Genomic DNA, 24,604 nt, shown 5'->3' with positions numbered 1-24,604 from the left:
CGTGAGCATCGGCCGACTCCCCGATCACGAGCAACGCATACTCGACGAGGTGGAACGGGCGCTGCGCCGCGACCGCCGGCTGGACCGGCGCCTGCGCACGCTGCGACTCGGCCGCCGCCCCGACCTCACCCGCGTGGCGGCCTACGCCCGCACACCCTGACCGTCCTCCTGCTGCTCACCTTGTCGGTCACCCTCATGGTGACCGGCATCGTCACATCCCGCCCCGGTGTGATCTGGGCCTTCGCGGCGGTGTGGCCGCCGACGCTGTTCGCGGCGTTCCGGCTGCTGTGCAGGTGGACGGAGGGCTAGGTGTGTTGACCGTCCGGGTCGGGCCGACCCCGCGTCCCCTCGGCGTGGGGTCGGCCCGTGTCGTGGGCGGCGGCACGGTGGGCGGCCATGTCAGCCGGTGCGGGCGTCAGCCCGTGTAGCTGCGGGCCGTCGAGTCGCGCTGGGCGGGTTCCAGTGAGCGCAGGCGGGCCTCGACCTCCGGCGGCAGCACCCGGCGTTCGCGCAGCACCCACGGCAGGGCGGCCGTCGCCTCGGCGAACGCGCGCAGGGACGCGGTGTCGCGCGGGACGGTGCGGGCCAGGTGGAGGGTACGGCGCAGGGCCGGGCCGGCCGGGCGGCGCAGCCACGTGAACCACAGGGTGTTGCGGATGCCGTGCGCCCGGCGCAGCGTCGAGTCCCGGACGGCGGAGGGGTGGTGATGGATGGTCAGGTCGTCGGCGTACGTCAGCCACCAGCCGTTCGCCGCCAGGTCGGCGGCGAGCAGCTCCTCCTCGCCGCCCAGCCACAGCCGGGGGTGGAAGCCGCCCGCGGCCCGGAAGGCGTCGGTGCGCAGCACGGTCGCGGCGGCCAGGAAGGAGCCGAGGGCCGGCCCCGGGAGCCAGTCGGGGCGGGGCACGGGCGAGTCGCGCAGTTCCTTGACGATCGGGTCCTCGGTGCCGTCGGGTTCGACGAGGATGCGTGCGGTGACCGAGCCGACCGCCGGGTACCGGTCGAGCAGGTCGGCGGCGCCGGACAGGGAGCCCGGCGCCCACCAGGAGTCGTCGTCGCAGAAGGCGACGTAGGGCGTGTCGACCTGGCGGACCGCGAGGTTGCGGCCGACGGCACCGAGGTTGCGGCCGGGGCGCAGGAGCCGTACGTCCGGGTGGTGGCGGGCGACGGCGGAGGCGGTGCCGTCGGTGGAGTCGTTGTCGGTGACGATCACCGGGGGCTTCTCGGGGAGTTCGGCGAGGCGGTCCAGGGTGCGCAGGAGTTCGGGGCACCGGTTGTGGGTGATGACGACGACGGTGGTGCGGAGGTCGGTCATGACGTCGCTCCGTTCGCCGTGTCCAGGAGGCGGGCGGCGCGCTCGACGTGCGGGGGCAGTGGCCTGCGGGCGCGCAGGGCGGCGGGCAGGCGGGTGAGTGTCTCGCGCAGGGCGCGCCGGGCGTGCGGGTCGCGGCGGGCGTCGGCGGCGAGGGCGCGGGTGCGGGCCAGCGCGTGCGGGAGCGGGCGGCGCAGCCAGGCGGTGAGGAGTTCGTTGCGGCGTACGACGGCCGGGCGGTCGGTGCGGGGACCGGGGTCCGGATGGTGGTGGGCGATCACGTCGGGGCAGTGCGTGACGCCCCAGCCGCGGGCGGCCAGGTCGTAGGCGAGGAGGGTCTCCTCGGCGCCGAAGAAGAGCAGGGGGTGGTAGCCGCCGGCGTCGAGGTAGGACGTGCGGCGGGCGACGGCGGCACAGCCGAGGAAGCCGAGCACCTGGGTGCCGGGCAGGTCGGTGGCCGCGCCGAGCGGGGAGTCGGCGAGCAGGTCGTTGAGGGGGTCCGCGGTGTCGTCGGGGCCGACGAGGGTGCGGGCGGAGAGCAGGCCGAGCCGGGGGTGCTCGTCGAAGTGCCGGGCGGCGGCGCTGAGGGAGCCGGGCGCCCACCAGGAGTCGTCGTCGCTGAACGCCACGTACGGGGTGTCGAGGGCGCGGACGCCGTGGGTGCGGGCGAGGGCGCCGCGGTTGAACGGCAGGGCGATCAGGCGGACCCGGGGGAAGTCGCGGGCGAGCATGGCGCGGGTGTCGTCGGTGGAGGCGTTGTCGACGACGAGGACCTCGGGCCGTTCGGGCAGGGCCAGCAGGTGCCGCACGGTGACGGCGAGGCTCGCGGAGCGGTCGCGGGTGGCGATGACGACGCCGACGGGGGCGGGCCGGGTGGGGTCGGCGTGGGAGCGTTCGCGGGTGGTCGACGGGCCGCGGTTCGTGGCGTGGTTCATGGTGCCTCTTCCAGGGCGTCCGGGGCGTCGCTGACGCCGAGTGCGTCGAGGGCGGCCAGGACGTCGTCGGTGGTGATCCGCAGCAGCGCGGGGTCGGGTTCGTGACCGTGCGGGTCGCCGTGGTGGCCGTGGTCGCCGTCCGGGCCCGGGTGCCACAGGGCGCGGTGGCGGGGGTGGCCGGGCGGGCCCCAGCGGCTGGGCGGGACCGGGCCGAAGAGGGTGACGGTGGGCGTGGCGTGGGCGACGGCGAGGTGGGCGATGCCGGTGTCGCCGCTGACGACGGCGCGGGCGCCGGCCACCAGGGCGGAGAGCCGGTCCAGGGGCAGGCCGCCGCCGAAGACGTCCGTGTCGGGCAGGTGCGCGAGCTTGGCCAGCCTGGCCACCGGGTCCGCCTCGTCCGCTCCCCCGGTGACGACGACCCGGCGTCCGCGGGCGCGCAGCGCTCCCGCGACGGCCGCGTACCGTTCCAGGGGCCAGCGGCGCGAGGGGGCGCCGGCGCCGGGGTGCAGGACGACGGCGCCGGGGGCGGGGGACGGCGCGTCCGGGCGCGGCAGCCGCAGGTCGGTGGGATCGGCGTCGATGCCGTAGGCCCGCAGCATCCGGCACCAGCGGTCGCGCTCGTGCTCCTCGGCGTACCAGGGCGGCCCGTCGATCTCCGGCGTCTCCGGGTGGGCGAACGCCAGCAGCCTCCGCGGGCCGAGGCGCGTCAGCAGGCGGTGGCTGGGCGGTCCGTTGCCGTGCAGGTCGACGGCGACGTCGGGGGGCGGCCCGGTCCAGTCGAGGGTGCGCGGGACGGCGCGGCCGGGCTCGGCGGCGGGCAGCAGCCGGTCCACGGCGCCGGTCGCCGCGACGAGGGGTGCCAGCTCGGCGGGGGTGGCCAGCACCAGTTCGTGTGCGGGGTAGGCGCGACGCAGCGCACGCAGCGCGGGCACGCCGGCCAGCAGGTCCCCGAGTCCGAGGGCGCGCAGGACGAGCAGCCGCGGCCGCGCCCCGCCACCGGCGTCGGGCCCGCTGTCCGGGCCCGGTCCCGAGGCGGCGTACGCCGGACGGGCGTCGGGCGGGTGCGCCATCGCGGCGGACGGAGGATGCACGGGATCGCCCGTCACCGGGCCCCCGGCGGAGGCCGACGAGACCGCCGCGCCCCGCGCCCCCGCACCGTCCGTGGCCGCCGGAGGCGGCCCCACACCGACACCGACACGGGCCGTCGACCGCGCGCCCCGGTCGCCCCGCGTCGGCCCGGCGGACGGCGGATGCACGGGATCGCCCGTCACCGGGCCCCCGGCGGAGGCCGGGGACGCCGTGCCGCTCGCCGGCGGACGGACGGCGGCCTCGGTGGCGTTCGCCGGCGGACGGACGGCCGGGGACGGGGTCCGGCCGCGTCCCGTGTCCGGTGTGGTGGGGCGGGTCATCGCACCCCCTCCGCCGCGCGGGCCATCAGGGCCGTGGAGGAGCGGCCGTCCAGGTAGGGCAGGAGGACCGCCTGGCCACCCCACTCCTGGAGCAGGCCGGCCTCGGGGAGGTCCGCGCCCGCGTAGTCGCCGCCCTTGACCCACACGTCGGGTCGCAGGTCGCCGAGGAGGCGTTCGGGGGTGTCCTCGTCGAAGACGGCGACCGCGTCGACGCAGGCCAGGGCGCGCAGGACGCGCACGCGGTCGGCGAGGGGGTTGACGGGGCGGCCGTCGCCCTTGCGGCGCCGCACGGAGGCGTCGGAGTTGACGCAGACGACCAGGCAGTCGCCGAGTCGCCGGGCGGCCTGGAGGAGGCCGACGTGGCCCGCGTGCAGCAGGTCGAAGCAGCCGCCCGCGGCGACCACCGTGCCGTGCTGGGCGCGGACGCGGGCGGCCAGTGCCCGCGGGTCGTCGGTGTCGGGCGCGGCGGCCGGTACCGGGCCGCTGTCGGCGGGGGGCAGGGCGCCCGCGCCGCCCGCGGCGACGAACGCCGTCGCGGCACCCACCGCGCCCTCGACGGCCTCCCCCACCAGCGCGCCGTCGGCCAGCAGCCCGGCGGCGGTGGCCGCGAACCGGTCCCCCGCGCCGCAGGAGTCGCCGTGGTGGGCGGCGGGCGCGGGGAAGAGCAGAGGGTGCTCGCCGTAGGAGAGCAGGGCGCCGCGCGAGCCGAGGGTGACCGTCACCGCCGCCACCCGCCAGTCCCGTACCAGGGCGGTGGCGTTGAGCGCGGCGGCGCGCAGGCCTCCGCCCTGGTGGCCGCCGGGCGGGGCGAAGCCGTGCGCCTCCTTCTCGGCGGGTGTCACCAACCGGGTGCCGGGGACCGGCGGGCCCCCGCGCGGGTGCGGGTCCCAGACCAGCGGCGGGCGGGCGGCCAGTGCGTCCCGCAGGGCGTCCGCCGTGCCGCGGCCGTAGTCGGAGACCAGGACGGCCCGGGCGGAGCGCAGCGCCGCGCGGGCCTCGTCCGTGGCCTCGCGGGCCCGGCCGCCGCCCCGGTCGAGGCGTACGACGGGGCGGTCCTGCGCCAGGACCCGGGTCTTCTCGGGCAGGGTGCCGGTGAGGGGGAGCGGGATCAGGGTCAGCCAGGGGTCGAGGAGTTCGCGCAGGACCGTGCTCGCCGGGTCGTCGCCCGCGCCCGTGATCAGGGTGACCTCCCGGCCGTCGCGGGCGGCCAGGTAGGCGGCGAGCGCGGCGCCTCCGGGACGTACGCGCTCGGCGCACTCCGACACGACCGGTACCGGCGCGTCGGGCGCCAGCCGGTCGGCGGAGCCGGTGAGGTCGCGGTCCAGCAGGGCGTCGCCGACCACGACCAGAGGAGCCCTGTCAGCCATGCGTCCGGTCACCTCCGCGTTCCCTCGCCCTGCGGGCCCCCGGCCTCCCGTGGGCCCCGCACACCCCGTACGCCCCGCTCCAGCGCGGCGTCGAAGGCCGCGCACACCATGTGCACGGCGACCAGGTGGATCTCCTGGACGGTGGCCGTCGAGGGGGCGTCCACGCACAGAGACTCGTCGCTGCCCGCCATGAGCGGGTTGGGGGCGCAGCCGGTGAGCGCCCACACCCGTACCCCGGCCGCGCGGGCGGCGTCGGCCGCGGAGAGCAGGTTGGCGCTGGCGCCGCTGGTGGACAGCAGCATCAGTACGTCGCCCTCGCGGCCGTGGGCGCGGACCTGGCGGGCGAACACCTCGTCGACGCCGTAGTCGTTGGCGATGGCGGTGGTGGAGGACGTGTCGGCGTGCAGGGCGATCGCGGAGAACGGCGGGCGGTCGTCGCGGTAGCGGCCGACGAGTTCGGCGGTCAGGTGCTGGGCCTGGGCGGCGCTGCCGCCGTTGCCCGCGGCCAGCAGCCGGCCGCCTCCGGAGAGGACGGCGGCGAGCCGCGAGCCCCAGCGTTCGGTGACGTGCGCGGAGGCGCGGAAGGTCCCCAGCGCTTCCTGGAGTTCGTCGCAGTGCCCGACGACGGGCGGGTGGACGGTCATCACGCCACCTCCTTCGACAGTGCGTGGTCGGCGACGGTCAGGCGGTAGACCTGTTCCGCGCCGTCGGCGACGCGCGCCCAGGTGTAGTGCCGCAGGACGCGTTCACGGCCGTTCCTGCCGTACTGGCGGCGCAGCCGTTCGTCGGCGAGGAGTTCGCGGGCGGCGTCCGCGATGGCCTCGGGGTCCTGCGGGGTGACCAGGCGGCCCGTGGTCCCGTCGGCCACGGAGTCGCGGTGGCCGCCGACGTCGGTGGCGAGGACGGGCACGCCGCAGGCCATCGCCTCCAGCGGCACGATGCCGAAGGGCTCGTAGAGCGGGGTGCACAGCACCAGGTCGGCGCTGCGGAGCAGGGCGGGCATGTCCTCGGGGTCGACCGCGCCGAGCAGCCGGACCCGGTCGGCGACGCCGGTGCGGCGGGCGAGCGCGGTCAGGCGCTGTGCCTCGGGGTCGGCGTCGAGGCCGCCGGCGGGCGGGCCGCCCGCGACGAGGAGTTCGGTGTCGGGGACGTGGGCCAGGGCGCGGATGGCCTGGTCGTAGCCCTTGCGGGGCACGAGCCGGCCGCAGGCCAGCAGCCGGTGCCGCTCCTTGCGGGCGGGGGTGCGGCCGGTGTCGGCGGTGGGGTGGAAGTGCTCGGCGTCCACACCGCAGGGGACGACGGACACCTGCCGGGGCGGTACGCCCATGTCGCCGAGTTCGACGACCTCGTCGGTGCAGGTGGCCAGGACCCGTTCGCAGGCGCGGCCGAGCTGCCGTTCGATGCCGATGCGTTCGTACGGGCTGGTGTCCCGCATGCCCTGGTGGCGCCGCTTGACGGTGCCGAGGGCGTGGAAGGTCTGCACGAGGGGGACGCCGTGCGGCCGGGCGCCGATCTGGGAGGCCATGCCGGACATCCAGAAGTGGGCGTGCACCACGTCGGGCGTCTCCCGGGCCCAGGCGCGTGCCAGGTGGGCGCCGAAGGCGGGCATGTGCGGGAACAGTTCGTCCTTGGGCACGACCGCGGGCGGTCCGGCCGGCACGTGCTCGACGACCGCGCCGCCGGGCAGCGGCACCCGGTCGGGCAGAGTGGTGGCGTCCCGGCGGGTGTAGACCGTGACGTCGTGGCCGCGCTTGGCCAACTCCTCGGTGAGACGGGCCACGTAGACGTTCTGTCCACCGGCGTCGACGCCGCCGAGCGCGGCGAGCGGACTCGCGTGCTCGGACACCATGGCGATCCTCATCGGGTCACCTCCTTCAGCAGCCGCTCCCAGTCGTCCAGGAAGCGGGACAGCCCGTAGCGGGACAGGGCCGCCGCACGGGCCCCGTCGCCGACCGTCCGCGCGTGCGACGGGTCGGCGAGGAAGTCGCGTACGGCGTCGGTCAGTACGTCGATGCGGTTGGAGACCACTCCGGCGCCCGGGGGCACGGCCTCGGTCACCTCGGTGGTGGCGAGGGCGACCACGGGCATGCCCAGGTGCATGGCCTCCAGGAGGGACAGGCCGAGGGAGGTCCAGCGGACGGGGTGGACGTAGACGCGGCGGCGGGCCAGTTCGGCGTGCAAGTCGCCCTGGGGGACGTCCTGGGTGCGGCAGCGGCCGGGGTCGACGCCGATGTGCTCGGCGAGACCTTCGGTGCGCATGCCGAAGACGTCGAGCGGGGCGGCGCGGGAGAACTCGGGGAGCAGGTCCGTGCCGGTCGTGCGGCCACGCCGGACGGGCTCGTTGACGACGACGGCGGCGCGGTCCAGCTCGCCGGTCCAGCGGTGGCCGGGGTCGACGATGCCGTGCTCGATGACCGTCGTGTCGGCCGGTCCCGCGTCCCACATCAGCCGGTTGAAGTGGGTGACGTGGACGAGGGTGGTGACGTCGGGGAGGTCCGCGGCGGGGTGGCGGGTGTCGGGCACGTCACCGTCGGGGGCGTTGTGCTCCAGGTACACCAGCGGCGGGCGGCGGCCCAGCCACTGGTCGACCAGGGCGAGTTCGTGCGGGCGCTGGATGATCACGAGGTCGATGTGCTCGTCCCGCAGCCGCTGAGGCGGTACTTCCACGACGGAGTCGGGCCAGTCCCAGGTGCGGGCGCGGCCGAGGCCGTCGGGTCCGCGGTCCGGGGTGACGGGGACGAGGTAGGTGTGCGGGCCCTGCACGAAGGCCGTGGTCCACGACCCGTGCACGTGCCAGATGAGGATCCTCATGCCTCCCCCAGGAGTTTCTCGACGGCGGCGGCCACGTCGGTCGCCGTGACGGTGTTCAGGCAGGGGTGGCCGGGGACGGGGCAGTCCCGGGCCCGGCTGTCGGCGCAGGGCGCGTCCTGGTCGCCGAGCAGGACGTACGGGACGCCGTACGGCCGCCAGCGCTCGGCCGGTACGACGGGTGCGAACAGGGACACGACCGGGGTGCCGACGGCGGCGGCGAGGTGGGCGGGCGCGGTGTTGCCGGTGACGACGACGGTGGCGCCCGCGAGGACACCGGACAGTTCCGGGGCCTCGGTGCGGCCGCCGAGGTCGGTGCCGTGTTCGCCCGCGACGTACGCGGTGAGGCCGCGTTCGTCGGGGCCGCCGGTGACCAGCACGCGGTGCCCGGCCGCGGCGAGTTCGCGCACGGCCTCGGCGGCGCGTTCGGGGCTCCAGGCGCGGGCGGGGACGCTGGCGCCGGGGTGGAGCACGACGTAGGGGCCGGGGCCGGTCAGCGCGTCGGCGGGGGGCGGTGTGCGCACCAGCAGCCGTCCGTCGTCGGGCCGGGGGAATCCGGCCGCCTCGGCAAGGTCGAGCGCGGCCTCGGCCTCGTGGGCGTGCGGGGCGCGCTGGTGGCGCAGGTCGAGGAGGGAGCCGGGGTAGTCCACGCTGTCCGCGGCGATGTGCCGGACGCCGGCGAGACGCAGGACCAGGGCGGTGGGCAGCGGGGACTGGTGGAAGGAGGTCAGGATCAGCGCGGTGTCGGCGTCGATCCGGTCCGCGAGCGCGTCGATGTCCGCCCGGCTGACGTCGGGCGGCTGGAACCCGCCCCACGGCGCGTCCCACACCAGCACCTCGTCCACGCCGGGCAGCAGGCGGGCGGCGGGTGCGCCGCGCGATCCGCACAGCAGTGTGACGTGGTCGGCCCGGGCGGCGACGGCCCGCACGGCGGGCCCGGCGAGCAGTACGTCGCCGAAGCTGTCGAGCCGGGTGACGAGCGCCTTCATCGCGGCCTCCCGCGGGTGTGCGCGGCGGCACGTGACCGGGGCGTCCCGGGTGCCGCCTCGGGGGCGGGAGCAGGGACGGGGGTGGTGGGGGCAGAGGCCGTCCCCGTCCCGAACGCCGCCTCGATGGGACGTTCGTCCGCCAGGACCCGGCCCCTGGGCGGGCCGTCGAGTACCGCCCGTACGGCGGTCAGGAGGTCCGGGGCGACGTGGGCCGCGGCGGCCGTCTCCTCCGGGCGGGTCTGCGCGTTGGGGACGAGGATGCCGTGGGCACCCGCGCGTTCGGCGGCCTGGATGTCGGCGCCGATGTCGCCGATGACGACGCAGTCGGCGGGGGCGGTGCAGACGCGTCCGGCCGCCCACAGGACCAGGCCGGGCTGCGGCTTGCGGCAGTGGCAGCCGTCGTCGGGGCCGTGCGGGCAGATCGCCCATACGTCGAAGGGGCCGACGAGGTCGTCGATCCGCCGGTTGACGTGGCGGACGTCGGTGTCGCTGATGAGGCCGCGGGCGACACCCGACTGGTTGGTGACGACGCCGACGCTGATGCCGTGTTCGCGCAGCAGCGCCACCCCCTCGCGGGCGCCCTCGACGGGCCGGACCCGCTCGGGGTCGCCGTTGTAGGGGACGTCGTGGACGAGGGTGCCGTCGCGGTCGAACAGCACGGTCTTGACGGGGCTCATGCGGCCACCTCCCGCCAGGCGGGGGCGCGCCGGTGCCGCCACAGTCCGCTCAGCCGGTGCCACGTCGCGGTGGGCGGGATGAGCGCGCTGGTGACCAGCATGGTCGTGACCTCGTGACGAGTGCGCGGTCCGGCGGCGATGCGGGTCCAGGCGAACTCCGCGGTGCCGGCGGCCCAGCCGAGCCCGGCGACCGCGGCGGCGCGGGGACGGCCGGCGGCGACGAGGGCGAGGGCGGCCACGCCGGCGGCGGTGATCGCCGCGTGGCGCCGGATCCGGCCCTTGGGGGCCACCGCCTTGGCCCACCAGTCGGGGCCGTGCAGCCGCAGCATCAGGGCGTCGTCGGCGTTGCCGCGCTGCTGTTTCAGGGACGCCCAGCGGGAGGCGTCGCGTACGGGATGCCGGGTGGTGCGGCGGCCCCGCCGGATGCGCCACCCCGCGTCGAGGACGCGCAGCGCGAGGTCGGCGTCCTCGCGGAAGGCGCGGGTGAAGCGTTCGTCGAAGCCGTCGACCTCCTTGAGCACGTCGGTGCGGTAGGCCATGTCGGCGGTGATCCACTGAGCCCGCGCGAGGCCGGCGGTGCCGCGCTCCCAGTCGGTGGGACGGCGCTCGCCCGGCAACGGAACGGCGATCACACCCTGCACGGCACCCGTGTCGGGTGCCGCCTCGGCGAGGTCCTGGACCAGCTGGTCGCACCAGTGCGGGCCGACCTGGACGTCGTCGTCGAGGAAGGCGGTCCAGGGCGAGGTGACCGCGCGGAAGCCGGTGTTGCGGGCGGCGGCGGGCCCCCTGCCGCCGCTGCGCAGCACCACCGTGCGCTCGCGCAGGTCGCCGAGGACGCCGAGCGGATGCTCCAGCGCGTCGGGGTCGGCGTCGGGGTCGGGCCGGTCGTCGACGAGGACGATCTCGTCGGGGTCGGGTCCGATCGCGGCGACCAGCGCGGCCAGGCAGTCGGCCAGCGTGTCGCGGACGAGGGTGGGGACGACGACGGCGTAGCCGGTCCTGGCGCCGCCGGCCTGGGGGACGCCGGTCATGCGAACGCCTTCCCCCGGCGCACCGCGAACGGTCCGATGGCCAGCAGGTCCACGGGTGCGGAGCCGAAGCACTCCAGCGCGTCGCGCGGGTCGTCGACCATGGGCCGTCCCGCGGTGTTGAGGCTGGTGTTGACCACGACGGGCAGTCCGGTGCGGCGTTCGAAGGCGTTCAGCATCCGGGCGACGAGCGGCTCGCGGCGCTCCTCGACGGTCTGGATGCGGGCGGTGCCGTCGACGTGCACGACGGCCGGGATCCGGTCCCGCCAGGCGGGGGCGACGTCGTGTACGAAGAGCATGTAGGGGCTGGGGAGGGGCCCGGTGAAGATGTCGGCGGCGCGGTCGGCGAGCACCATGGGCGCGACGGGGCGGAACTCCTCGCGGCCCTTGACGTGGTTGAGCCGCTCCAGGTTCTCGGAGCGGCCCGGGTGGGCCATCAGGGAGCGGTGCCCGAGGGCGCGCGGCCCGAACTCGCCGCGCCCCTGGAACCAGGCGACGACGCCGTCCCGGGCCAGTTCCTCGGCGACCGTCTCGGCGATGTCGTCCGGCTCCTCGTAGGGGATCGCCGCCGTCTCCAGCCAGGCGCGGATCTCGTCGTCGCTCCAGCCGCGGCCGAGGTCGGCGCCGGGCATGGGCTCGGGGGCGGCACCCTCCTGGGCGGCGGCCACGTGCAGGGCGCCGCCGAGGGCGGTGCCGGCGTCTCCGGCGGCGGGCTGCACCCACACGTGCCGGTACGGGCCACGGGCGGCGATCTTCGAGTTGGCGACGCAGTTGAGGGCGACGCCGCCCGCCATGGTCAGCGCTTCTCCCCCGGCTTCGCGGTGCAGCCAGTGCACGAGTTCCAGGAGGAGTTCCTCCAGTACGGCCTGGGTGCTCGCGGCGAGGTCGGCGTGGTCCTTCGTCCAGTCCTCGCCCTTGGCGCGGGCCGGGGCGAGGGCCGCCCAGTCGACGCCGTGGGCGCGGAAGCCGCCGTCGCCGGTGGCGTGGATGTGCTCGCGCAGGCGGTCGAGGTGGCGGGGGGTGCCGTAGGAGGCGAGGGCCATCACCTTGTACTCGTCGCTGCTGCGCAGGAAGCCGAGGTGCTCGGTCAGTTCCTCGTAGACGAGGCCGAGGGAGTGCGGGAGGGCCTGCGTGGCGAGGGTGTCGAGCTTGCCGTCGCGGTAGCGGCCGGCCAGGTGGGAGGCGGACTCGCCGCGTCCGTCGAGGACGAGGACGTCGTTGTCGGGGTGCGGTGAGGCCGGTCCGGCGGAGGCGGCGTGCGCCACGTGGTGCGGGACGAAGACGACCTGGTCCGGGTCGAGCCCGGGCAGCGCGTCGGCGAGGAACTCGGGGGCGCGCCGGGCGTACTCCAGCCGCAGCGGGTCCCACGGGTCGTCCAGGCCCATGTCGCGGGCGGGCCGGGCGAGCCCCGGGTCGAAGGAGTACGCGACGGCGTCCAGTTCCTCGGGCCGGATCCCGGCGTGCTCCAGGCACCACCGCGCCGACAGCTCCGGCACCTCCCACGCGGAGAAGGGCACCGGACGCTTGCCGTGCTTGCGGCGGCTGAAGCGCTCTTCCTCGGCGGCCGCGACGGTCCGGCCGTCGACGACGAGCGCGGCGGCCGGGTCGTGGAACAGGGCGTTGATACCGAGGATGCGCATGGGGGGTGCTCCGTCCCGGGCGACTACTGGAATCTCTCGTTTCTCAGGGCTCGCGGGTGCCGCGGTGCGGCTGACTCAAACACTTGGAGACAACTCAATTCCAGACGTGCCATGACATGTCACCGTATGTGAGTGTCCTCGCCGGGTATGAGTGTCCGCGCTGCTGGTCAGGCCGCGACGGCGTGCGCGAACCAGCCGATGGTCCGCTCCAGCCCCTCGCTCCAGCCGACCCGCGGCTGCCAGTCGAGCCTCTCCCGGGCCAGGGTGGTGTCGGGCTTGCGCCGGCCGGGGTCGTCGACGGGGCGTTCGACGAAGCGGATGCGGGAGCCGGAGCCGGTGAGTTCGACGACGCGGCGGGCCAGTTCCAGCATGGTGATCTCGTCGGTGCCACCGATGTTCATCGGCCCGCTCTCGCCGGACGCGGCGAGGGCCAGGACGCCGTCGACGGTGTCGTCGACGTAGCACAGGGAGCGCGTCTGGCCGCCGTCGCCGGCGACGGTGAGGGGCATGCCGTCCAGTGCCTGCGCGATGAAGGTGGGCACGGCGCGGCCGTCGCCGGTGCGCATGCGGGGCCCGTACGTGTTGAAGATGCGGACGATGGCGGCGTCGGTGCCGTGCACCTGGCGGTGGGCGGTGACCAGGGCCTCGGCGAAGCGCTTGGACTCGTCGTAGACGCTGCGCGGGCCGATGGGGTTGACGTTGCCCCAGTAGCTCTCCCGCTGCGGGTGTTCCAGCGGGTCGCCGTAGACCTCGGAGGTGGAGGCGAGCAGGAAGCGCGCGCCGTCGGCACGGGCCCGCTCCAGGGCGTTGCGGGTGCCGGTGCTGCCGACGTCGAGGGTCTCCAGGGGCAGCCGGAGGTAGTCGGCGGGCGAGGCCGGACAGGCGAAGTGCAGGACCAGGTCGAACCGGCCGGGCAGACCGCGCACGGCCGCCGGGTCGGTGGCGTCGGCCCGGACGAACCGGAAGCCGCGGTGCCGCTCCAGTTCGGCCACGTTGCCGTGGGAGCCGGTGGCCAGGTTGTCCAGACACACGACGTCCGTGCCGGCGGCGAGCAGGCGGCCGCACAGGTGGGAGCCGACGAACCCGGCCCCGCCGGTCACCAGCGCCCGGCGCCAGCCGCGTCCGCTCACGGGGATCTCGCTCACGGGGTCCTCCTCACTCTCAGCGTCACTTGCGTGTCGGCTGAGTAACCCGGCGAACGCCCCCACTACCTCGAACACTTACTCGACAGGGCACTATAAACTGTGTCTATACTCGCTATGTATAGTCCTCGCATGCCTTCGCTGAGCGGGAAGATGACGAAAACGGGGACCAGGTTGCGCGCGATCGCGGCACTCGCGGTCGCGGCCTCACTGACACTGGCCCTGAGCGGCTGTACGAAGCTGGAGACGACCTCCCCCAGCTCCGTCCGGGGCGCGGCGGGCGCCCAGGCACCGGCCGGGTTCGGCACCGTCGACTGCGGCCGCGTCAAGTGCATCGCGCTGACCTTCGACGCCGGACCCAGCGAGCACTCCGCCCGGCTGCTCGACATACTCAAAGAGAAGAAGGTCCCGGCGACCTTCTTCCTGCTCGGCAAACGACACATCGACACCTATCCCGAGCTGGTCAGACGCATGGCCGACGAGGGCCACGAGGTGGCCAGCCACACCTGGACGCACAAGATCCTCACGGACGCCGAGCCGGACGAGATACGCGAGGAACTGGAGCGCCCGAACAAGGAGATAGAGCGCCTGACCGGGCAGCGCCCCACCCTGATGCGCCCGCCGCAGGGCCGCACCGACGACACGGTGCACGAGATCTCCCGCGAGCTGGGGCTGGCGGAGGTGCTGTGGAGCGTGACCGCCAAGGACTACCAGACGAACGACTCCGACCTGATCACCGAGCGCGTCCTGAAGCAGTCGTCCCGGGACGGCATCATCCTGCTCCACGACATCTACGACGGCACCGTGCCCGCCGTGCCCGGGATCATCGACGCGCTCAAGAAGCGCGGCTACGTCCTCGTGACGGTCCCCCAGCTGCTGGCCCCCGGCAAGGCCGAGCCCGGCAAGGTCTACCGCTAGGCCTTACACCCAGTCACCCGACCGGTTCCCTACGATCGTTCCGTGGCCACCTTCTCGCTCGAACGCACCGCCCCGCTCCCCCTGGACGAGGCTTGGCGCCGGCTCACCACGTGGCAGCGGCACGGCGACACCGTGCCGCTGACCCGGGTCGCCGTCACCACCCCCGGGCCCACGCGCCGGGGCACGGTGATCGTGGCCCGCACGGGCGCCGGCCCGCTCGCCTTCGACGACACGATGGAGGTGACCGTCTGGCAGCCACCGCACGACGACACCCCCGGCCTGTGCCGACTGGAGAAACGCGGCAGGCTGGTCCGGGGCTGGGCCGAGCTGGAGGTCCACCCCGGCCCCGGCGGCCGCACCCGCGTCGTGTGGCGCGAGGAACTGAGGGTCCGCCTCCTCCCGCCCCTCTTCGACGGCGCGCTGGGCCGTGCGGGGCGGTACGTCTTCGGCCGCGCGGTCAACCAGCTCCTGCGGCGTCCGTGAACCTCCGGTCGCGCACGGTGGACGGTAGTCGGACGGGATCGCGTCGTACGCCTCGCGGCGGACGTTTCCCGCGTACCGTGCCGACATGTCTGTCAGAGCGCGCACCTTCATCCAACTGTCCGTGACCGGCGCCCTGTTGAGCCTGGCGCTGGCGACGACCTCGTCCGCCTCCGCCTCCGCCTCCGCCTCCGCCTCCGACACACGAGGGCACGCGGTCCCCCTGCGCATCGCCACGTACAACATCCACGCCGGCACCGGGTCGAACGGCGTCTTCGACCTCGACCGGCAGGCCGCCGCGCTGCGCGCCCTCGACGCGGACGTGATCGGCCTCCAGGAGGTCGACGTGCACTGGAGTGCACGCAGTCAGGGCCTCGACGTCGCCGGGGAGTTGGCGCGGCGGCTCGGCATGCGGGTGTCGTTCGCCCCCATCTACAGCCTCGACCCCGTGGAGGCCGGGAGCCCGCGGCGCGAGTACGGCGTGGCGGTGCTGTCCCGCTTCCCCATCCGCTCCGAGACGAATCACGAGATCACGCGCCTGTCCACGCAGGACGAGAACCCGGTGCCGGCACCCGCGCCCGGCTTCGGCGAGGTGACGCTCAAGGTGCGCGGGGTGCCGGTGCAGGTGTTCGTGACGCACCTCGACTACCGGTCCGACCCGGCGGTGCGGGTGGCGCAGGTCGCCGACACCCGGCGGATCATGGCGCGGGAGCGGGCGGAGCTGCCGGGTGCGCGGCAGGTGTTGCTGGGCGACTTCAACGCCGAGCCCGCCGCACCCGAACTGCGACCGCTGTGGGCGGAGCTGCGCGACGCCGGAACAGGCACCGGCGGCACGTATCCGGCCCCGGCACCCGTGAAGCGGATCGACTACGTGACCGTGGGCGAGGGCGTGCGGGTGCGCGGCGCCTCGGTCCCGGCGGAGGCCGTGGCCTCGGACCACCGGCCGGTGGTCGCGGAGGTGTCGCTGACCAGGTAGGGGTGCGGTCCGTCACTGGTCAGCGCGCATCCGCTTGTCGGGCCGCCGTGTACGCGGGGGCAGGCCCAGCATGGAGGGTGCAGGTCAAGCAGGGGTCGGCACTGCTCAGGCCACCGACCCGATGCGCCCCGCCGGTGTCGACGGGCCGTCGTGGTGGATCGGGGTGTGGGCGCCGGTCAGGGAGGCGCCCGTGCCGCCGCGGCGGGTCGCGATGATCTCGGCGGCGATGGACAGGGCCGTCTCCTCGGGGGTGCGGGCGCCGAGGTCGAGGCCGATGGGGGACCTGAGGCGGGCCAGCTCCAGGTCGCTCACGCCGACCTCGCGCAGCCGGGCGTTGCGGTCGAGGTGGGTGCGGCGGGAGCCCATCGCGCCGACGTAGGCCACCGGCAGGCGCAGGGCGAGCTTGAGGAGCGGTACGTCGAATTTGGCGTCGTGGGTGAGGACGCACAGCACCGTGCGCGCGTCGACCTCGGTGCGTGCGAGGTACTCGTGGGGCCACTCGACGACGATGTCGTCCGCGTCGGGGAAGCGGACCTTCGTCGCGAAGACGGGGCGCGCGTCACAGACCGTCACGTGGTAGCCGAGGAACTTGCCGGCGCGGACCAGTGCCGAGGCGAAGTCGATCGCGCCGAAGACGATCATGCGGGGTGCCGGGACGGAGGACTCGACCAGAAGTGTGAGCGGTGCTCCGCAACGCGAACCCTGCTCTCCGATCTCCAGGGTGCCGGTGCGGCCGGCGTCCAGGAAGGCGCCCGCCTCGGCGGCCACCGTGCGGTCCAGTTCGGGGTGCGCGCCGAAGCCGCCCTCGGACGTGCCGTCCGGGTGGACGACGAGCGCGCGGCCCGTCAGTTCCGCCGGGCCGTTCACGATGCGGGCCACCGCCGCCGCCTCACCCCGGGCGGCGGCGGCGAGCGCGGCGGCCAGTGCCGGACGGGCGGGATCATCCGCCCGTACCGGCGTGACGAGGATGTCGATGACCCCGCCGCAGGTCAGGCCCACGGCGAAGGCGTCCTCGTCGCTGTAGCCGAAGCGCTCGAGGACGGTTTCGCCGTCGTCCAGCGCCTGCCGGCACAGCTCGTACACGGCCCCCTCCACACAGCCGCCGGAGACCGAGCCGATCGCCGTGCCCTCGGCGTCCACCGCGAGGGCGGCGCCGGGGCGGCGGGGTGCGCTGCCGCTGACGGCCACGACGGTGGCCACGGCGAAGTCGCGTCCCTGCTCGACCCACCGGTTCAGCTCTTCGGCGATGTCCAGCATCTGTCGGTCTCCTCACGACGCGGTGATATGGAAGGGGTTCCCGGGGCCGCGGCTAGTGCACGCCCAGCCAGTTCTCGATCGGGTTGAGGGCGAAGTAGACGATGAAGATCACCGTCAGGACCCACATGAACGCGCCGATCTCCCTGGCCCTGCCCTGGGCGGCCTTGATGGCGACATAGGAGATGACGCCGGCGGCGACACCCGCCGTGATGGAGTACGTGAACGGCATCAGCACGACGGTCAGGAAGACCGGGATCGCGGTGGCCCGGTCGGCCCAGTCGACGTGCCGGGCGTTCATCATCATCATCGCGCCGATGACGACCAGCGCGGCGGAGGCGACTTCCTGCGGCACGATCGCGGTGATCGGCGTGAAGAAGAGGCAGGCCGCGAAGAACAGGCCGGTGACCACCGAGGCGAGTCCGGTACGGGCGCCTTCCCCGACGCCGGTCGCGGACTCGACGAAGACGGTCTGGCCGGAGCCGCCCGCCACACCGCCGATCGCGCCGCCGGCGCCGTCGACGAACAGCGCCTTCGACAGGCCCGGCATCCGGCCCTTGTCGTCGGCGAGCTTCGCCTCGGTGCCGACGCCGATGATGGTGGCCATCGCGTCGAAGAACCCGGCCAGCACCAGCGTGAAGACGATCATGCCGACCGTCATCGCGCCGACCTCGCCCCAGCCGCCGAACTCCAGGTCGCCGAAGAGCGAGAAGTCCGGCATGGAGACGGCGCTGCCGTGCAGTTCGGGGGCGCCGTTGGCCCACTGCTTGGGGTCGATGACGCCGGTGGCGTTCAGCACGGCGGCGACGATCGTGCCGGTGACGATGCCGATCAGGATCGCGCCGGGCATGTCGCGCGCCTGGAGCATGAAGATCAGGAGCAGGGTGCCCGCGAAGAGCAGGACGGGCCAGCCCGCGAGTTCGCCGGCGGGTCCGAGGGTGAGCGGGGTCGCCTTGCCCGCGTGGACGAAACCGCCCTTGACCAGGCCGATGATGGCGATGAACAGGCCGATGCCCATGGTGATGCCGTGCTTGAGGGCGAGCGGGATCGCGTTCATGATCATCTCGCGGAGCCCGGTGACCACGAGCAGCATGATCACCACGCCGTACATCACACACATGCCCATGGCCTGCGGCCAGGTCATCTGCGGGACGACCTGTCCGGCGATCACTCCGGACACCGAGAGTCCGGCGGCCAGGGCGAGCGGCACCTTGCCGACGAAGCCCATCAGGAGCGTGGTGACCGCCGCGGCGAGCGCCGTCGCGGTGATCAGGGCCTTCTGGCCCAGGGTGTCCCCCGCGGCGTCCTTGCCGGACAGGATCACGGGGTTGAGCAGGACGATGTACGCCATCGCCATGAAGGTGGTGGTGCCGCCGCGCACCTCACGCGCGACGGTGGACCCTCGGTGGGTGATGTGGAAGTACCGGTCGAGCCAAGACCGGCCGGCGGGGACGCGGGAACCCGCGCCCGCGTCCTCGGCGGTGGTCTTGGGCTCCACTGACTGCTGGGTCATGGGGCCGTCTCCCAAGGTTCATAGGTGCACCCGAGTCGACCGCCGGGGCGGTCGCGGGATTTGGGATGAGTACGACCCGGGGGACGGCCCGAGACGAACGCGAGTGGTGGTACCTCAATCCCCGCGAGCGGAGCGGGGCTTGGGTCGTGCTCCGGGCGGCGCGGAGTGTGTGACGTTCCGTGCGCCGCCCGGAGGGCTTGTCACGCCGTACCGGTCAAGTGCTCCGGTCGTACCGGCGTGCGGTCGAGCGCCAGCCCGGTCGCGTTCCTGATGGCCGCGAGGACCGCCGGGGTCGACGACAGGGTGGGGGCCTCGCCGATGCCGCGCAGCCCGTACGGGGCGTGGTCGTCGGCGAGTTCGAGCACGTCGACCGGGATGGTCGGCGTGTCGAGGATGGTGGGGAGCAGGTAGTCCGTGAAGGACGGGTTCTTGACCTTCGCGGTCCTGGGGTCGACGACGATCTCCTCCATCACCGCGATGCCCATGCCCTGGATGGTGCCGCCCTGGATCTGGCCGATGACGGAGAGCGGGTTGAGCGCCTTGCCGACGTCCTGGGCGCAGGCCAGCTCGATGACCTTGACCAGGCCCAGCTCGGTGTCGACCTCGACGACGGCGCGGTGCGCGGCGAAGGAGTACTGGACGTGGCCGTTGCCCTGGCCGGTGCGCAGGTCGAAGGCCTCGGTCGGCCGGTGCCGCCACTCCTCCTCGATCTCGACGGCCTCGCCCTCCAGGACGTCCACGAGGTCGGACAGGACCTCGCCGCCGTCGGTGACGACCTTGCCGCCCTCCAGGAGGAGTTCGGCGGTGGCCCAGGCCGGGTGGTAGGAGCCGAACTTGCGGCGGCCGATGTCCAGGACCTTCTCGCGGACCAGCTCGCAGGCGTTCTTCACGGCGCCGCCGGTGACGTACGTCTGCCGGGAGGCCGAGGTGGAGCCGGCCGAGCCGACCTGGGTGTCCGCCGGGTGGATGGTGACCTGGGTGACGCCCAGCTCGGTGCGGGCGATCTGCGCGTGGACGGTGACGCCGCCCTGGCCGACCTCCGCCATGGCGGTGTGCACGGTGGCCACCGGCTCGCCGCCGACGACCTCCATGCGGACCCTGGCCGTGGAGTAGTCGTCGAAGCCCTCGGAGAAGCCGACATTCTTGATGCCGACCGCGTAGCCGACGCCGCGGACGACGCCCTCGCCGTGCGTGGTGTTGGACAGGCCGCCGGGCAGCTGCCGTACGTCGGCGCCCTCGCTGGACTCCCACTGGCGCTCGGGAGGCATCGGCATCGCCTTGACGCGGCGCAGGAGTTCGGCGACCGGCGCCGGGGAGTCGACCGGCTGGCCGGTGGGCATGACGGTGCCCTGCTCCATGGCGTTGATCCGGCGGAACTCCACCGGGTCCATGCCGAGTTCCTTGGCCACCTTGTCCATCTGCGCCTCGTAGGCGAAGCACGCCTGGACCGCGCCGAAGCCGCGCATCGCGCCGCAGGGCGGGTTGTTGGAGTAGAGGGCGATGGCCTCGATGTCCACGTCGTCGACCACGTACGGGCCGACGGCCAGGGAGGCCGCGTTGCCGACGACCGCCGGGGAGGCGGAGGCGTAGGCGCCGCCGTCCAGGACGATGCGGCACTTCAGGTGCGTGAGCCTGCCGTCGCTGGTGGCGCCGTGCTCGTAGAAGAGCCGGGCCGGGTGGCGGTGGACGTGGCCGAAGAAGGACTCGAAGCGGTTGTAGACGATCTTGACCGGCTTGCCGGTGCGCATCGCCAGCAGGCAGGCGTGGATCTGCATCGACAGGTCCTCGCGCCCGCCGAACGCGCCACCGACGCCGGACAGCGTCATGCGCACCTTGTCCTCGGGCAGGCCGAGGACCGGGGCGATCTGCTTGAGGTCGGAGTGCAGCCACTGGGTGGCGATGTAGAGGTCGACGCCGCCGTCCTCGGACGGCACCGCGAGGCCGGACTCGGGGCCGAGGAAGGCCTGGTCCTGCATGCCGAAGTAGTACTCGCCCTTGACGATCACGTCGGCGCGGGCGGCGGCCCCGTCGGCGTCGCCGCGGATGATCGGCTGGCGGTGCACGATGTTGGGGTGCGGGACGTGGCCGATGTGGTGGTCGTCGCGGCCCTCGTGGACGAGGATCGCGTCGGGGGCGGTCGCGGAGGCCTCGTCGGTGATGACGGGCAGCTCCCGGTACTCCACCTTGATCTTGGCGGCGGCGCGGCGCGCGGTCTCCGGGTGGTCGGCGGCGACGATCGCGACCGGTTCGCCGTGGTGGCGTACCTTGCCGTGCGCGAGGACCGGGGTGTCCTGGATCTCCAGGCCGTAGTTGCGGACCTCGGTGGGCAGGTCGTCGTACGTCATGACGGCGTAGACGCCGGCCATGGCGAGGGCCTCGCCGGTGTCGATGGAGACGATCTCGGCGTGCGCGACGGTGGAGCGCAGGATCTGGCCCCAGAGCATGTCCTCGTGCCACATGTCGGACGAGTACGCGAACTCGCCGGTGACCTTGAGGGTGCCGTCCGGCCGGAGCGTGGACTCGCCGATGCCGCCCTTGGTCTGGGAACCCTGGGTGATTTTGGTGGGTGCGCCGGTGGCAGCCATGCTCAGACCCCCTCGGACTGACGGGCCGCGGCCAGGCGGACCGCGTCCATGATCTTCTCGTAGCCCGTGCAGCGGCACAGGTTGCCCGACAGCGCCTCGCGGATGTCCGCGTCGGTCGGGTTCGGGTTGCGTTCCAGCATCTCGTCGGCGGCGACCAGCAGGCCGGGCGTGCAGAAGCCGCACTGGACGGCGCCGGCGTCGATGAACGCCTGCTGGATCGGGGCCAGTTCGGTGCCCTCGCCGGTCTGGGAGTCGGTGCCCCGGGCCTGCCACCGCTTGGCCTCGTCGAGCGTGGTGCCCTTGCCCGCGCCGCCGCTCCCGCCGCTGCCGCAGGCGCCGGTGGCGCAGCTCTCGGCGCGCTCCTTGGCGAAGTCGGCCAGGCCCTCGACGGTGACCACCTCGCGGCCCTGCGCCTGACCGGCCGCGACCAGACAGGAGCACACCGGAACGCCGTCCAGGCGGACCGTGCAGGAGCCGCACTCGCCCTGCTCGCAGGCGTTCTTGGAGCCGGGCAGGCCCATCCGCTCGCGCAGCACGTACAGCAGGGACTCGCCCTCCCACACGTCGTCGGCTTCCTGCGGACGTCCGTTGACAGTGAAGTTGACGCGCATTACGCCGCTCCCTCCGTGGTGTGGCGGGCGCCGCGGTACGACTCCCAGGTCCAGGTGAGTGTCCGGCGGGCCATGACGCCGACCGCGTGGCGGCGGTAGCTCGCGGTGCCCCGGACGTCGTCGATCGGGTTGCAGGCGGCCGAGCACAGGTCGGCGAACTGCTTGGCGACCGACGGGGTGACGATCTTTCCGTTGTCCCAGAAGCCGCCCTCTTCGAGCGCCGCGTTCAGGAACTCCTCGGCCGCCTTGGCGCGGACCGGGGTGGGCGCGGCCGAACCGATGCCGGTGCGGACCGTGCGGGTCTCGGGGTGCAGGGCGAGGCCGAAGGCGCACACGGCGATGACCATGGCGTTGCGGGTGCCGACCTTGGAGAACTGCTGCGGGCCGTCGGCCTTCTTGACGTGCACGGCGCGGATCAGCTCGTCGGGCTCCAGCGCGTTGCGCTTGACGCCCGTGTAGAAGTCGTCGATCGGGATCAGGCGCCTGCCGCGCACCGACTCGGCCTCGACCTCCGCGCCGGCGGCCAGCAGCGCCGGGTGGGCGTCGCCGGCCGGGGAGGCGGTGCCGAGGTTGCCGCCCACGCCGCCGCGGTTACGGATCTGCGGGGAGGCGACCGTGTGCGAGGCGAGGGCGAGACCGGGGAGTTCGGTGCGCAGGCTCTCCATGATCCGCGTGTACGGCACGGAGGCGCCCAGCCGTACGGAGTCCTCGCCGACCTCCCACTCGGTCAGGTCGCCGATGCGGTTCAGGTCCATGAGGTACTCGGGCCGACGGTGGTCGAAGTTGATCTCGACCATCACGTCGGTGCCACCCGCGATCGGCACAGCGGTGGGGTGCTCGGCCTTCGCGGCGAGCGCCTCCTCCCAGCTGGCGGGGCGAAGGAAGTCCATGACCGGCTCTCTTCTTCGTCTACTTGTGGGGCGTACAGATTGAGCCAATCCGTGTGCGGCGGGCCCGGCTCGTTCAAGTGCTGTTCACGTGGAGTGGGCTCAGTACACCGCCCGGTGCTCCACCAGGGTCAGTCGCAGAAACCATGAAGGAGTTGGCTGGCCAGCGCGGGCATCTTGTAGATTCGTATGAAAGGAGGTCCTCAGTGACCTCCTCGCTTTCCTCCGGAAACGGGCGACACAGCCGCGTGACCTGGAACACTTCGAGACAAAGAACGGCGGCGACGAGAATGCGGCTGCGCGCACTGCTGGACACCGACGCGCTGGGCCTCAAGCTGCTCGGCGGCGAGGACGAGCTGGATCGCTCCGTGCGGGGCGTGATGACCACCGACCTGCGGGACCCCAGCCGCTACCTCTCGGGCGGGGAGCTGGTGCTCACCGGCCTGGCCTGGCGCCGGGACGCCGCCGACTCCGAGCCGTTCGTCCGGATCCTGGTGCAGGCCGGGGTGGCGGCGCTGGCCGCCGGTGAGGCGGAGCTCGGGCGGGTGCCCGAGGACATGGTGGCGGCGTGCGCGCGGCACCGGCTGCCGCTGTTCGCGGTGAACGAGTCGGTGGCCTTCGCGACCATCACCGAGCACGTCGTCCGCCAGGTGTCCGGCGAGCGGGCCGGGGACCTCGCGGCCGTGGTGGACCGGCACCGCCGGATGATGACCTCCGGTCCGGCGGGCGGCGGCCCCGACGTGGTCCTGGACCTGCTCGGTTCCGACCTGGACCTGCGGGCCTGGGTGCTGTCCCCGACCGGGCGGCCGGTCGCCGGCCCGAAGGACTCGGGTCCCGCGCTGAGTGCCGAGGTGTGCGCGAAGCTGGCGGCGGAGCATCTCGCGGCCACCCGCGCGGGACGCCGCGCGCCGCACCGGGCGACCCTGGGTGCGACGACGTACAGCCTCTTCCCGGTGCGCGGCTCGGAGCACCGTTCGGCGGTGCCCGGCGCGGGGCGTCTCCCGCAGGCCGCCCGGGACGTGCGCGAGACGGTGCTGTCCGACTGGCTGCTGGTCGTGGAGGCGGACGCCGGGGAGTGGGCCGAGGAGCGGCTCGACCTGCTGTACGGCGTCACGCAGCTGATCGCGGTCGAGCGGGACCGGCGGGACGCGGCGCGCACGGTGCGGCGGCGGCTCGCGCAGGAGGTCCTGGAACTGGTGCAGACGGGTGCCGCGCCCGCCGAGATCGCGGCCCGGCTGCGGGTGGCGGCGCCGGTACTGCTGCCGGGCCTCGGCGCGGCCCCGCACTGGCAGGTCGTCGTCGCCCGCGTCGAGTGGGCGGACGGCTCGGACGGCGGACCGGGCCGCGGACCGGACGGCTCGGACGGCTCCGCGCAGACCGGTCCGGTCGCCCAGACCCTGCTGGAGGAGATACTCGTCGACCCGCTGGCCGCGGGCCCCGAGCAGTCCGACCGCATCGCCGTGGCGCACACCGGAGACGAGGCCGTCGCCCTCGTACCGCTGCCGGCGGTCTCCAGCGAGCACGACGGCTCCGAGACCGGCATCCTCGCGGACGCGCTGCTGGAGTCCGTACGGGAGCCGCTGTCGGCGGGGCTGGACGGCGACGGGCGGGTCACGCTCGGGGTCAGCGCGGCCGTGCACTCGGCGGAGGGGCTGCGCGGCGCGCTGGAGGAGGCACGGCACGCGCGGCGGGTCGCCGCGGCGCGCCCCGGCCGGGTGTGCGCGGCGGGCCACCACGAACTGGCCTCCCACGTCCTGCTGCTCCCCTTCGTCCCCGACGACGTCCGCCGGGCCTTCACCGCCCGGCTGCTGGACCCGCTGCGGGACTACGACCGCCGCCACCGCGCCGAACTGATCCCGACGCTGGAGTCGTTCCTCGACTGCGACGGCTCCTGGACGCGCTGCGCGAACCGGCTCCACCTGCACGTCAACACACTGCGCTACCGCGTCGGACGGATCGAGCAGTTGACGGGGCGTGACCTGTCGCGGCTCGAGGACAAGCTGGATTTCTTCCTGGCACTGCGGATGAGCTGAGTCGCGGGGCGTGCGCCGGCCCGGGGCGGTTCCAAACCTCGGG

21 protein-coding genes and 1 pseudogene are annotated in these 24,604 nt (G+C 74.3%); 5 read left to right on the top strand and 17 right to left on the bottom strand.

Annotated features, from left to right (window positions below):
* Position 1: 1 nt before the first annotated feature.
* Positions 2-309: pseudogene (locus QC283_RS28770) on the top strand (DUF3040 domain-containing protein).
* 106 nt (positions 310-415) lie between these two features.
* Here the strand turns inward: QC283_RS28770 and QC283_RS28765 are convergent.
* From QC283_RS28765 to QC283_RS28710, 12 genes are all read right to left on the bottom strand, one after another.
* Positions 416-1,312, bottom strand: coding sequence for a glycosyltransferase family 2 protein (locus tag QC283_RS28765; RefSeq protein WP_279564622.1), 897 nt, complete (start codon positions 1,310-1,312; stop codon positions 416-418).
* On the bottom strand, positions 1,309-2,244 hold the full coding sequence (locus tag QC283_RS28760) for a glycosyltransferase family 2 protein (RefSeq protein ID WP_279564621.1): 936 nt from the start codon (positions 2,242-2,244) through the stop codon (positions 1,309-1,311). Before QC283_RS28760 ends, QC283_RS28765 begins: the two co-directional genes overlap by 4 nt.
* A complete protein-coding gene (locus QC283_RS28755) occupies positions 2,241-3,314 on the bottom strand; it encodes a glycosyltransferase family 9 protein (protein WP_279564639.1) in 1,074 nt (357 codons plus the stop codon). Before QC283_RS28755 ends, QC283_RS28760 begins: the two co-directional genes overlap by 4 nt.
* A gap of 335 nt (positions 3,315-3,649) precedes the next feature.
* Positions 3,650-5,020, bottom strand: a complete 1,371-nt coding sequence (gene rfaE2 / locus QC283_RS28750; protein WP_279564620.1) for a D-glycero-beta-D-manno-heptose 1-phosphate adenylyltransferase — start codon at positions 5,018-5,020, stop codon at positions 3,650-3,652.
* Between the two features lie 8 nt (positions 5,021-5,028).
* On the bottom strand, positions 5,029-5,664 hold the full coding sequence (locus tag QC283_RS28745; RefSeq protein ID WP_279564619.1) for a D-sedoheptulose-7-phosphate isomerase: 636 nt from the start codon (positions 5,662-5,664) through the stop codon (positions 5,029-5,031).
* Positions 5,664-6,881 carry a glycosyltransferase family 4 protein gene (locus tag QC283_RS28740; protein ID WP_279564618.1) on the bottom strand — a complete coding sequence of 406 codons (1,218 nt, stop codon included), beginning with the start codon at positions 6,879-6,881 and terminating at the stop codon, positions 5,664-5,666. Before QC283_RS28740 ends, QC283_RS28745 begins: the two co-directional genes overlap by 1 nt.
* On the bottom strand, positions 6,878-7,831 hold the full coding sequence (locus QC283_RS28735) for a glycosyltransferase (RefSeq protein WP_279564617.1): 954 nt from the start codon (positions 7,829-7,831) through the stop codon (positions 6,878-6,880). Before QC283_RS28735 ends, QC283_RS28740 begins: the two co-directional genes overlap by 4 nt.
* Positions 7,828-8,817 carry a glycosyltransferase family 9 protein gene (locus tag QC283_RS28730; protein WP_279564616.1) on the bottom strand — a complete coding sequence of 330 codons (990 nt, stop codon included), beginning with the start codon at positions 8,815-8,817 and terminating at the stop codon, positions 7,828-7,830. The genes QC283_RS28735 and QC283_RS28730 overlap by 4 nt, the downstream gene beginning before the upstream one ends.
* The gene (locus tag QC283_RS28725; RefSeq protein WP_279564615.1) at positions 8,814-9,494 is read right to left on the bottom strand and encodes a D-glycero-alpha-D-manno-heptose-1,7-bisphosphate 7-phosphatase; all 681 of its coding nucleotides are present in this window, start codon (positions 9,492-9,494) and stop codon (positions 8,814-8,816) included. Before QC283_RS28725 ends, QC283_RS28730 begins: the two co-directional genes overlap by 4 nt.
* Positions 9,491-10,525, bottom strand: a complete 1,035-nt coding sequence (locus tag QC283_RS28720; RefSeq protein WP_279564614.1) for a glycosyltransferase family 2 protein — start codon at positions 10,523-10,525, stop codon at positions 9,491-9,493. The genes QC283_RS28725 and QC283_RS28720 overlap by 4 nt, the downstream gene beginning before the upstream one ends.
* The gene (locus QC283_RS28715) at positions 10,522-12,162 is read right to left on the bottom strand and encodes a carbamoyltransferase family protein (RefSeq protein ID WP_279564613.1); all 1,641 of its coding nucleotides are present in this window, start codon (positions 12,160-12,162) and stop codon (positions 10,522-10,524) included. Before QC283_RS28715 ends, QC283_RS28720 begins: the two co-directional genes overlap by 4 nt.
* Before the next feature lie 167 nt (positions 12,163-12,329).
* Complete coding sequence (locus QC283_RS28710) at positions 12,330-13,307, bottom strand: UDP-glucuronic acid decarboxylase family protein (RefSeq protein ID WP_398011986.1); 978 nt, start codon at positions 13,305-13,307, stop codon at positions 12,330-12,332.
* 129 nt (positions 13,308-13,436) lie between these two features.
* Between QC283_RS28710 and QC283_RS28705 the strand changes: the two genes are divergently transcribed.
* The 3 genes from QC283_RS28705 (at position 13,437) to QC283_RS28695 (ending at position 15,678) form a co-directional block, all read left to right on the top strand.
* Positions 13,437-14,222: a polysaccharide deacetylase family protein gene (locus QC283_RS28705; protein WP_279564612.1), complete on the top strand. Its 786-nt coding sequence runs from the start codon at positions 13,437-13,439 to the stop codon at positions 14,220-14,222.
* A gap of 42 nt (positions 14,223-14,264) precedes the next feature.
* Positions 14,265-14,705, top strand: a complete 441-nt coding sequence (locus tag QC283_RS28700; RefSeq protein WP_279564611.1) for an SRPBCC family protein — start codon at positions 14,265-14,267, stop codon at positions 14,703-14,705.
* 85 nt (positions 14,706-14,790) lie between these two features.
* Positions 14,791-15,678: an endonuclease/exonuclease/phosphatase family protein gene (locus QC283_RS28695; RefSeq protein ID WP_279564610.1), complete on the top strand. Its 888-nt coding sequence runs from the start codon at positions 14,791-14,793 to the stop codon at positions 15,676-15,678.
* 105 nt (positions 15,679-15,783) lie between these two features.
* On the opposite strand, the gene QC283_RS28690 is transcribed toward QC283_RS28695, so the two are convergent.
* The 5 genes from QC283_RS28690 to QC283_RS28670 all read right to left on the bottom strand — a co-directional run bounded on the left by QC283_RS28690 (position 15,784) and on the right by QC283_RS28670 (position 22,531).
* Positions 15,784-16,935, bottom strand: coding sequence for an XdhC family protein (locus QC283_RS28690; protein WP_279564609.1), 1,152 nt, complete (start codon positions 16,933-16,935; stop codon positions 15,784-15,786).
* 52 nt (positions 16,936-16,987) lie between these two features.
* Positions 16,988-18,445, bottom strand: a complete 1,458-nt coding sequence (locus tag QC283_RS28685) for an NCS2 family permease (RefSeq protein WP_279564608.1) — start codon at positions 18,443-18,445, stop codon at positions 16,988-16,990.
* A 200-nt stretch (positions 18,446-18,645) separates the two neighbouring features.
* Positions 18,646-21,030: a xanthine dehydrogenase family protein molybdopterin-binding subunit gene (locus tag QC283_RS28680; RefSeq protein ID WP_279564607.1), complete on the bottom strand. Its 2,385-nt coding sequence runs from the start codon at positions 21,028-21,030 to the stop codon at positions 18,646-18,648.
* Positions 21,031-21,032: 2 nt separating this feature from the next.
* Complete coding sequence (locus QC283_RS28675; RefSeq protein WP_279564606.1) at positions 21,033-21,641, bottom strand: (2Fe-2S)-binding protein; 609 nt, start codon at positions 21,639-21,641, stop codon at positions 21,033-21,035.
* The gene (locus QC283_RS28670) at positions 21,641-22,531 is read right to left on the bottom strand and encodes an FAD binding domain-containing protein (RefSeq protein ID WP_279564605.1); all 891 of its coding nucleotides are present in this window, start codon (positions 22,529-22,531) and stop codon (positions 21,641-21,643) included. The genes QC283_RS28675 and QC283_RS28670 overlap by 1 nt, the downstream gene beginning before the upstream one ends.
* Before the next feature lie 287 nt (positions 22,532-22,818).
* On the opposite strand from QC283_RS28670, the gene QC283_RS28665 reads away from it, so the two are divergent.
* Positions 22,819-24,561, top strand: coding sequence for a PucR family transcriptional regulator (locus QC283_RS28665; RefSeq protein WP_279564604.1), 1,743 nt, complete (start codon positions 22,819-22,821; stop codon positions 24,559-24,561).
* The last annotated feature ends 43 nt before the right edge of the window (positions 24,562-24,604 follow it).

Source organism: Streptomyces sp. DH41 (assembly GCF_029813785.1).
Taxonomy (GTDB): domain Bacteria; phylum Actinomycetota; class Actinomycetes; order Streptomycetales; family Streptomycetaceae; genus Streptomyces.
The sequence above is the reverse complement of the archived record's forward strand: the minus strand, read 5'-3'. Positions and strand labels throughout refer to the sequence as shown.

Coding starts and splice junctions, on each gene's coding strand:
- QC283_RS28760 (WP_279564621.1), bottom strand. CDS start 2,244: ATGAACCACGCCACGAACCGCGGCCCGTCGACCACCCGCGAACGCTCC.
- QC283_RS28705 (WP_279564612.1), top strand. CDS start 13,437: ATGCCTTCGCTGAGCGGGAAGATGACGAAAACGGGGACCAGGTTGCGC.
- QC283_RS28755 (WP_279564639.1), bottom strand. CDS start 3,314: ATGGCGCACCCGCCCGACGCCCGTCCGGCGTACGCCGCCTCGGGACCG.
- QC283_RS28735 (WP_279564617.1), bottom strand. CDS start 7,831: ATGAGGATCCTCATCTGGCACGTGCACGGGTCGTGGACCACGGCCTTC.
- QC283_RS28695 (WP_279564610.1), top strand. CDS start 14,791: ATGTCTGTCAGAGCGCGCACCTTCATCCAACTGTCCGTGACCGGCGCC.
- QC283_RS28730 (WP_279564616.1), bottom strand. CDS start 8,817: ATGAAGGCGCTCGTCACCCGGCTCGACAGCTTCGGCGACGTACTGCTC.
- QC283_RS28720 (WP_279564614.1), bottom strand. CDS start 10,525: ATGACCGGCGTCCCCCAGGCCGGCGGCGCCAGGACCGGCTACGCCGTC.
- QC283_RS28685 (WP_279564608.1), bottom strand. CDS start 18,445: ATGACCCAGCAGTCAGTGGAGCCCAAGACCACCGCCGAGGACGCGGGC.
- QC283_RS28740 (WP_279564618.1), bottom strand. CDS start 6,881: ATGAGGATCGCCATGGTGTCCGAGCACGCGAGTCCGCTCGCCGCGCTC.
- QC283_RS28745 (WP_279564619.1), bottom strand. CDS start 5,664: ATGACCGTCCACCCGCCCGTCGTCGGGCACTGCGACGAACTCCAGGAA.
- QC283_RS28690 (WP_279564609.1), bottom strand. CDS start 16,935: ATGCTGGACATCGCCGAAGAGCTGAACCGGTGGGTCGAGCAGGGACGC.
- QC283_RS28725 (WP_279564615.1), bottom strand. CDS start 9,494: ATGAGCCCCGTCAAGACCGTGCTGTTCGACCGCGACGGCACCCTCGTC.
- QC283_RS28765 (WP_279564622.1), bottom strand. CDS start 1,312: ATGACCGACCTCCGCACCACCGTCGTCGTCATCACCCACAACCGGTGC.
- QC283_RS28670 (WP_279564605.1), bottom strand. CDS start 22,531: ATGGACTTCCTTCGCCCCGCCAGCTGGGAGGAGGCGCTCGCCGCGAAG.
- QC283_RS28715 (WP_279564613.1), bottom strand. CDS start 12,162: ATGCGCATCCTCGGTATCAACGCCCTGTTCCACGACCCGGCCGCCGCG.
- QC283_RS28665 (WP_279564604.1), top strand. CDS start 22,819: ATGCGGCTGCGCGCACTGCTGGACACCGACGCGCTGGGCCTCAAGCTG.
- QC283_RS28675 (WP_279564606.1), bottom strand. CDS start 21,641: ATGCGCGTCAACTTCACTGTCAACGGACGTCCGCAGGAAGCCGACGAC.
- QC283_RS28680 (WP_279564607.1), bottom strand. CDS start 21,030: ATGGCTGCCACCGGCGCACCCACCAAAATCACCCAGGGTTCCCAGACC.
- rfaE2 (WP_279564620.1), bottom strand. CDS start 5,020: ATGGCTGACAGGGCTCCTCTGGTCGTGGTCGGCGACGCCCTGCTGGAC.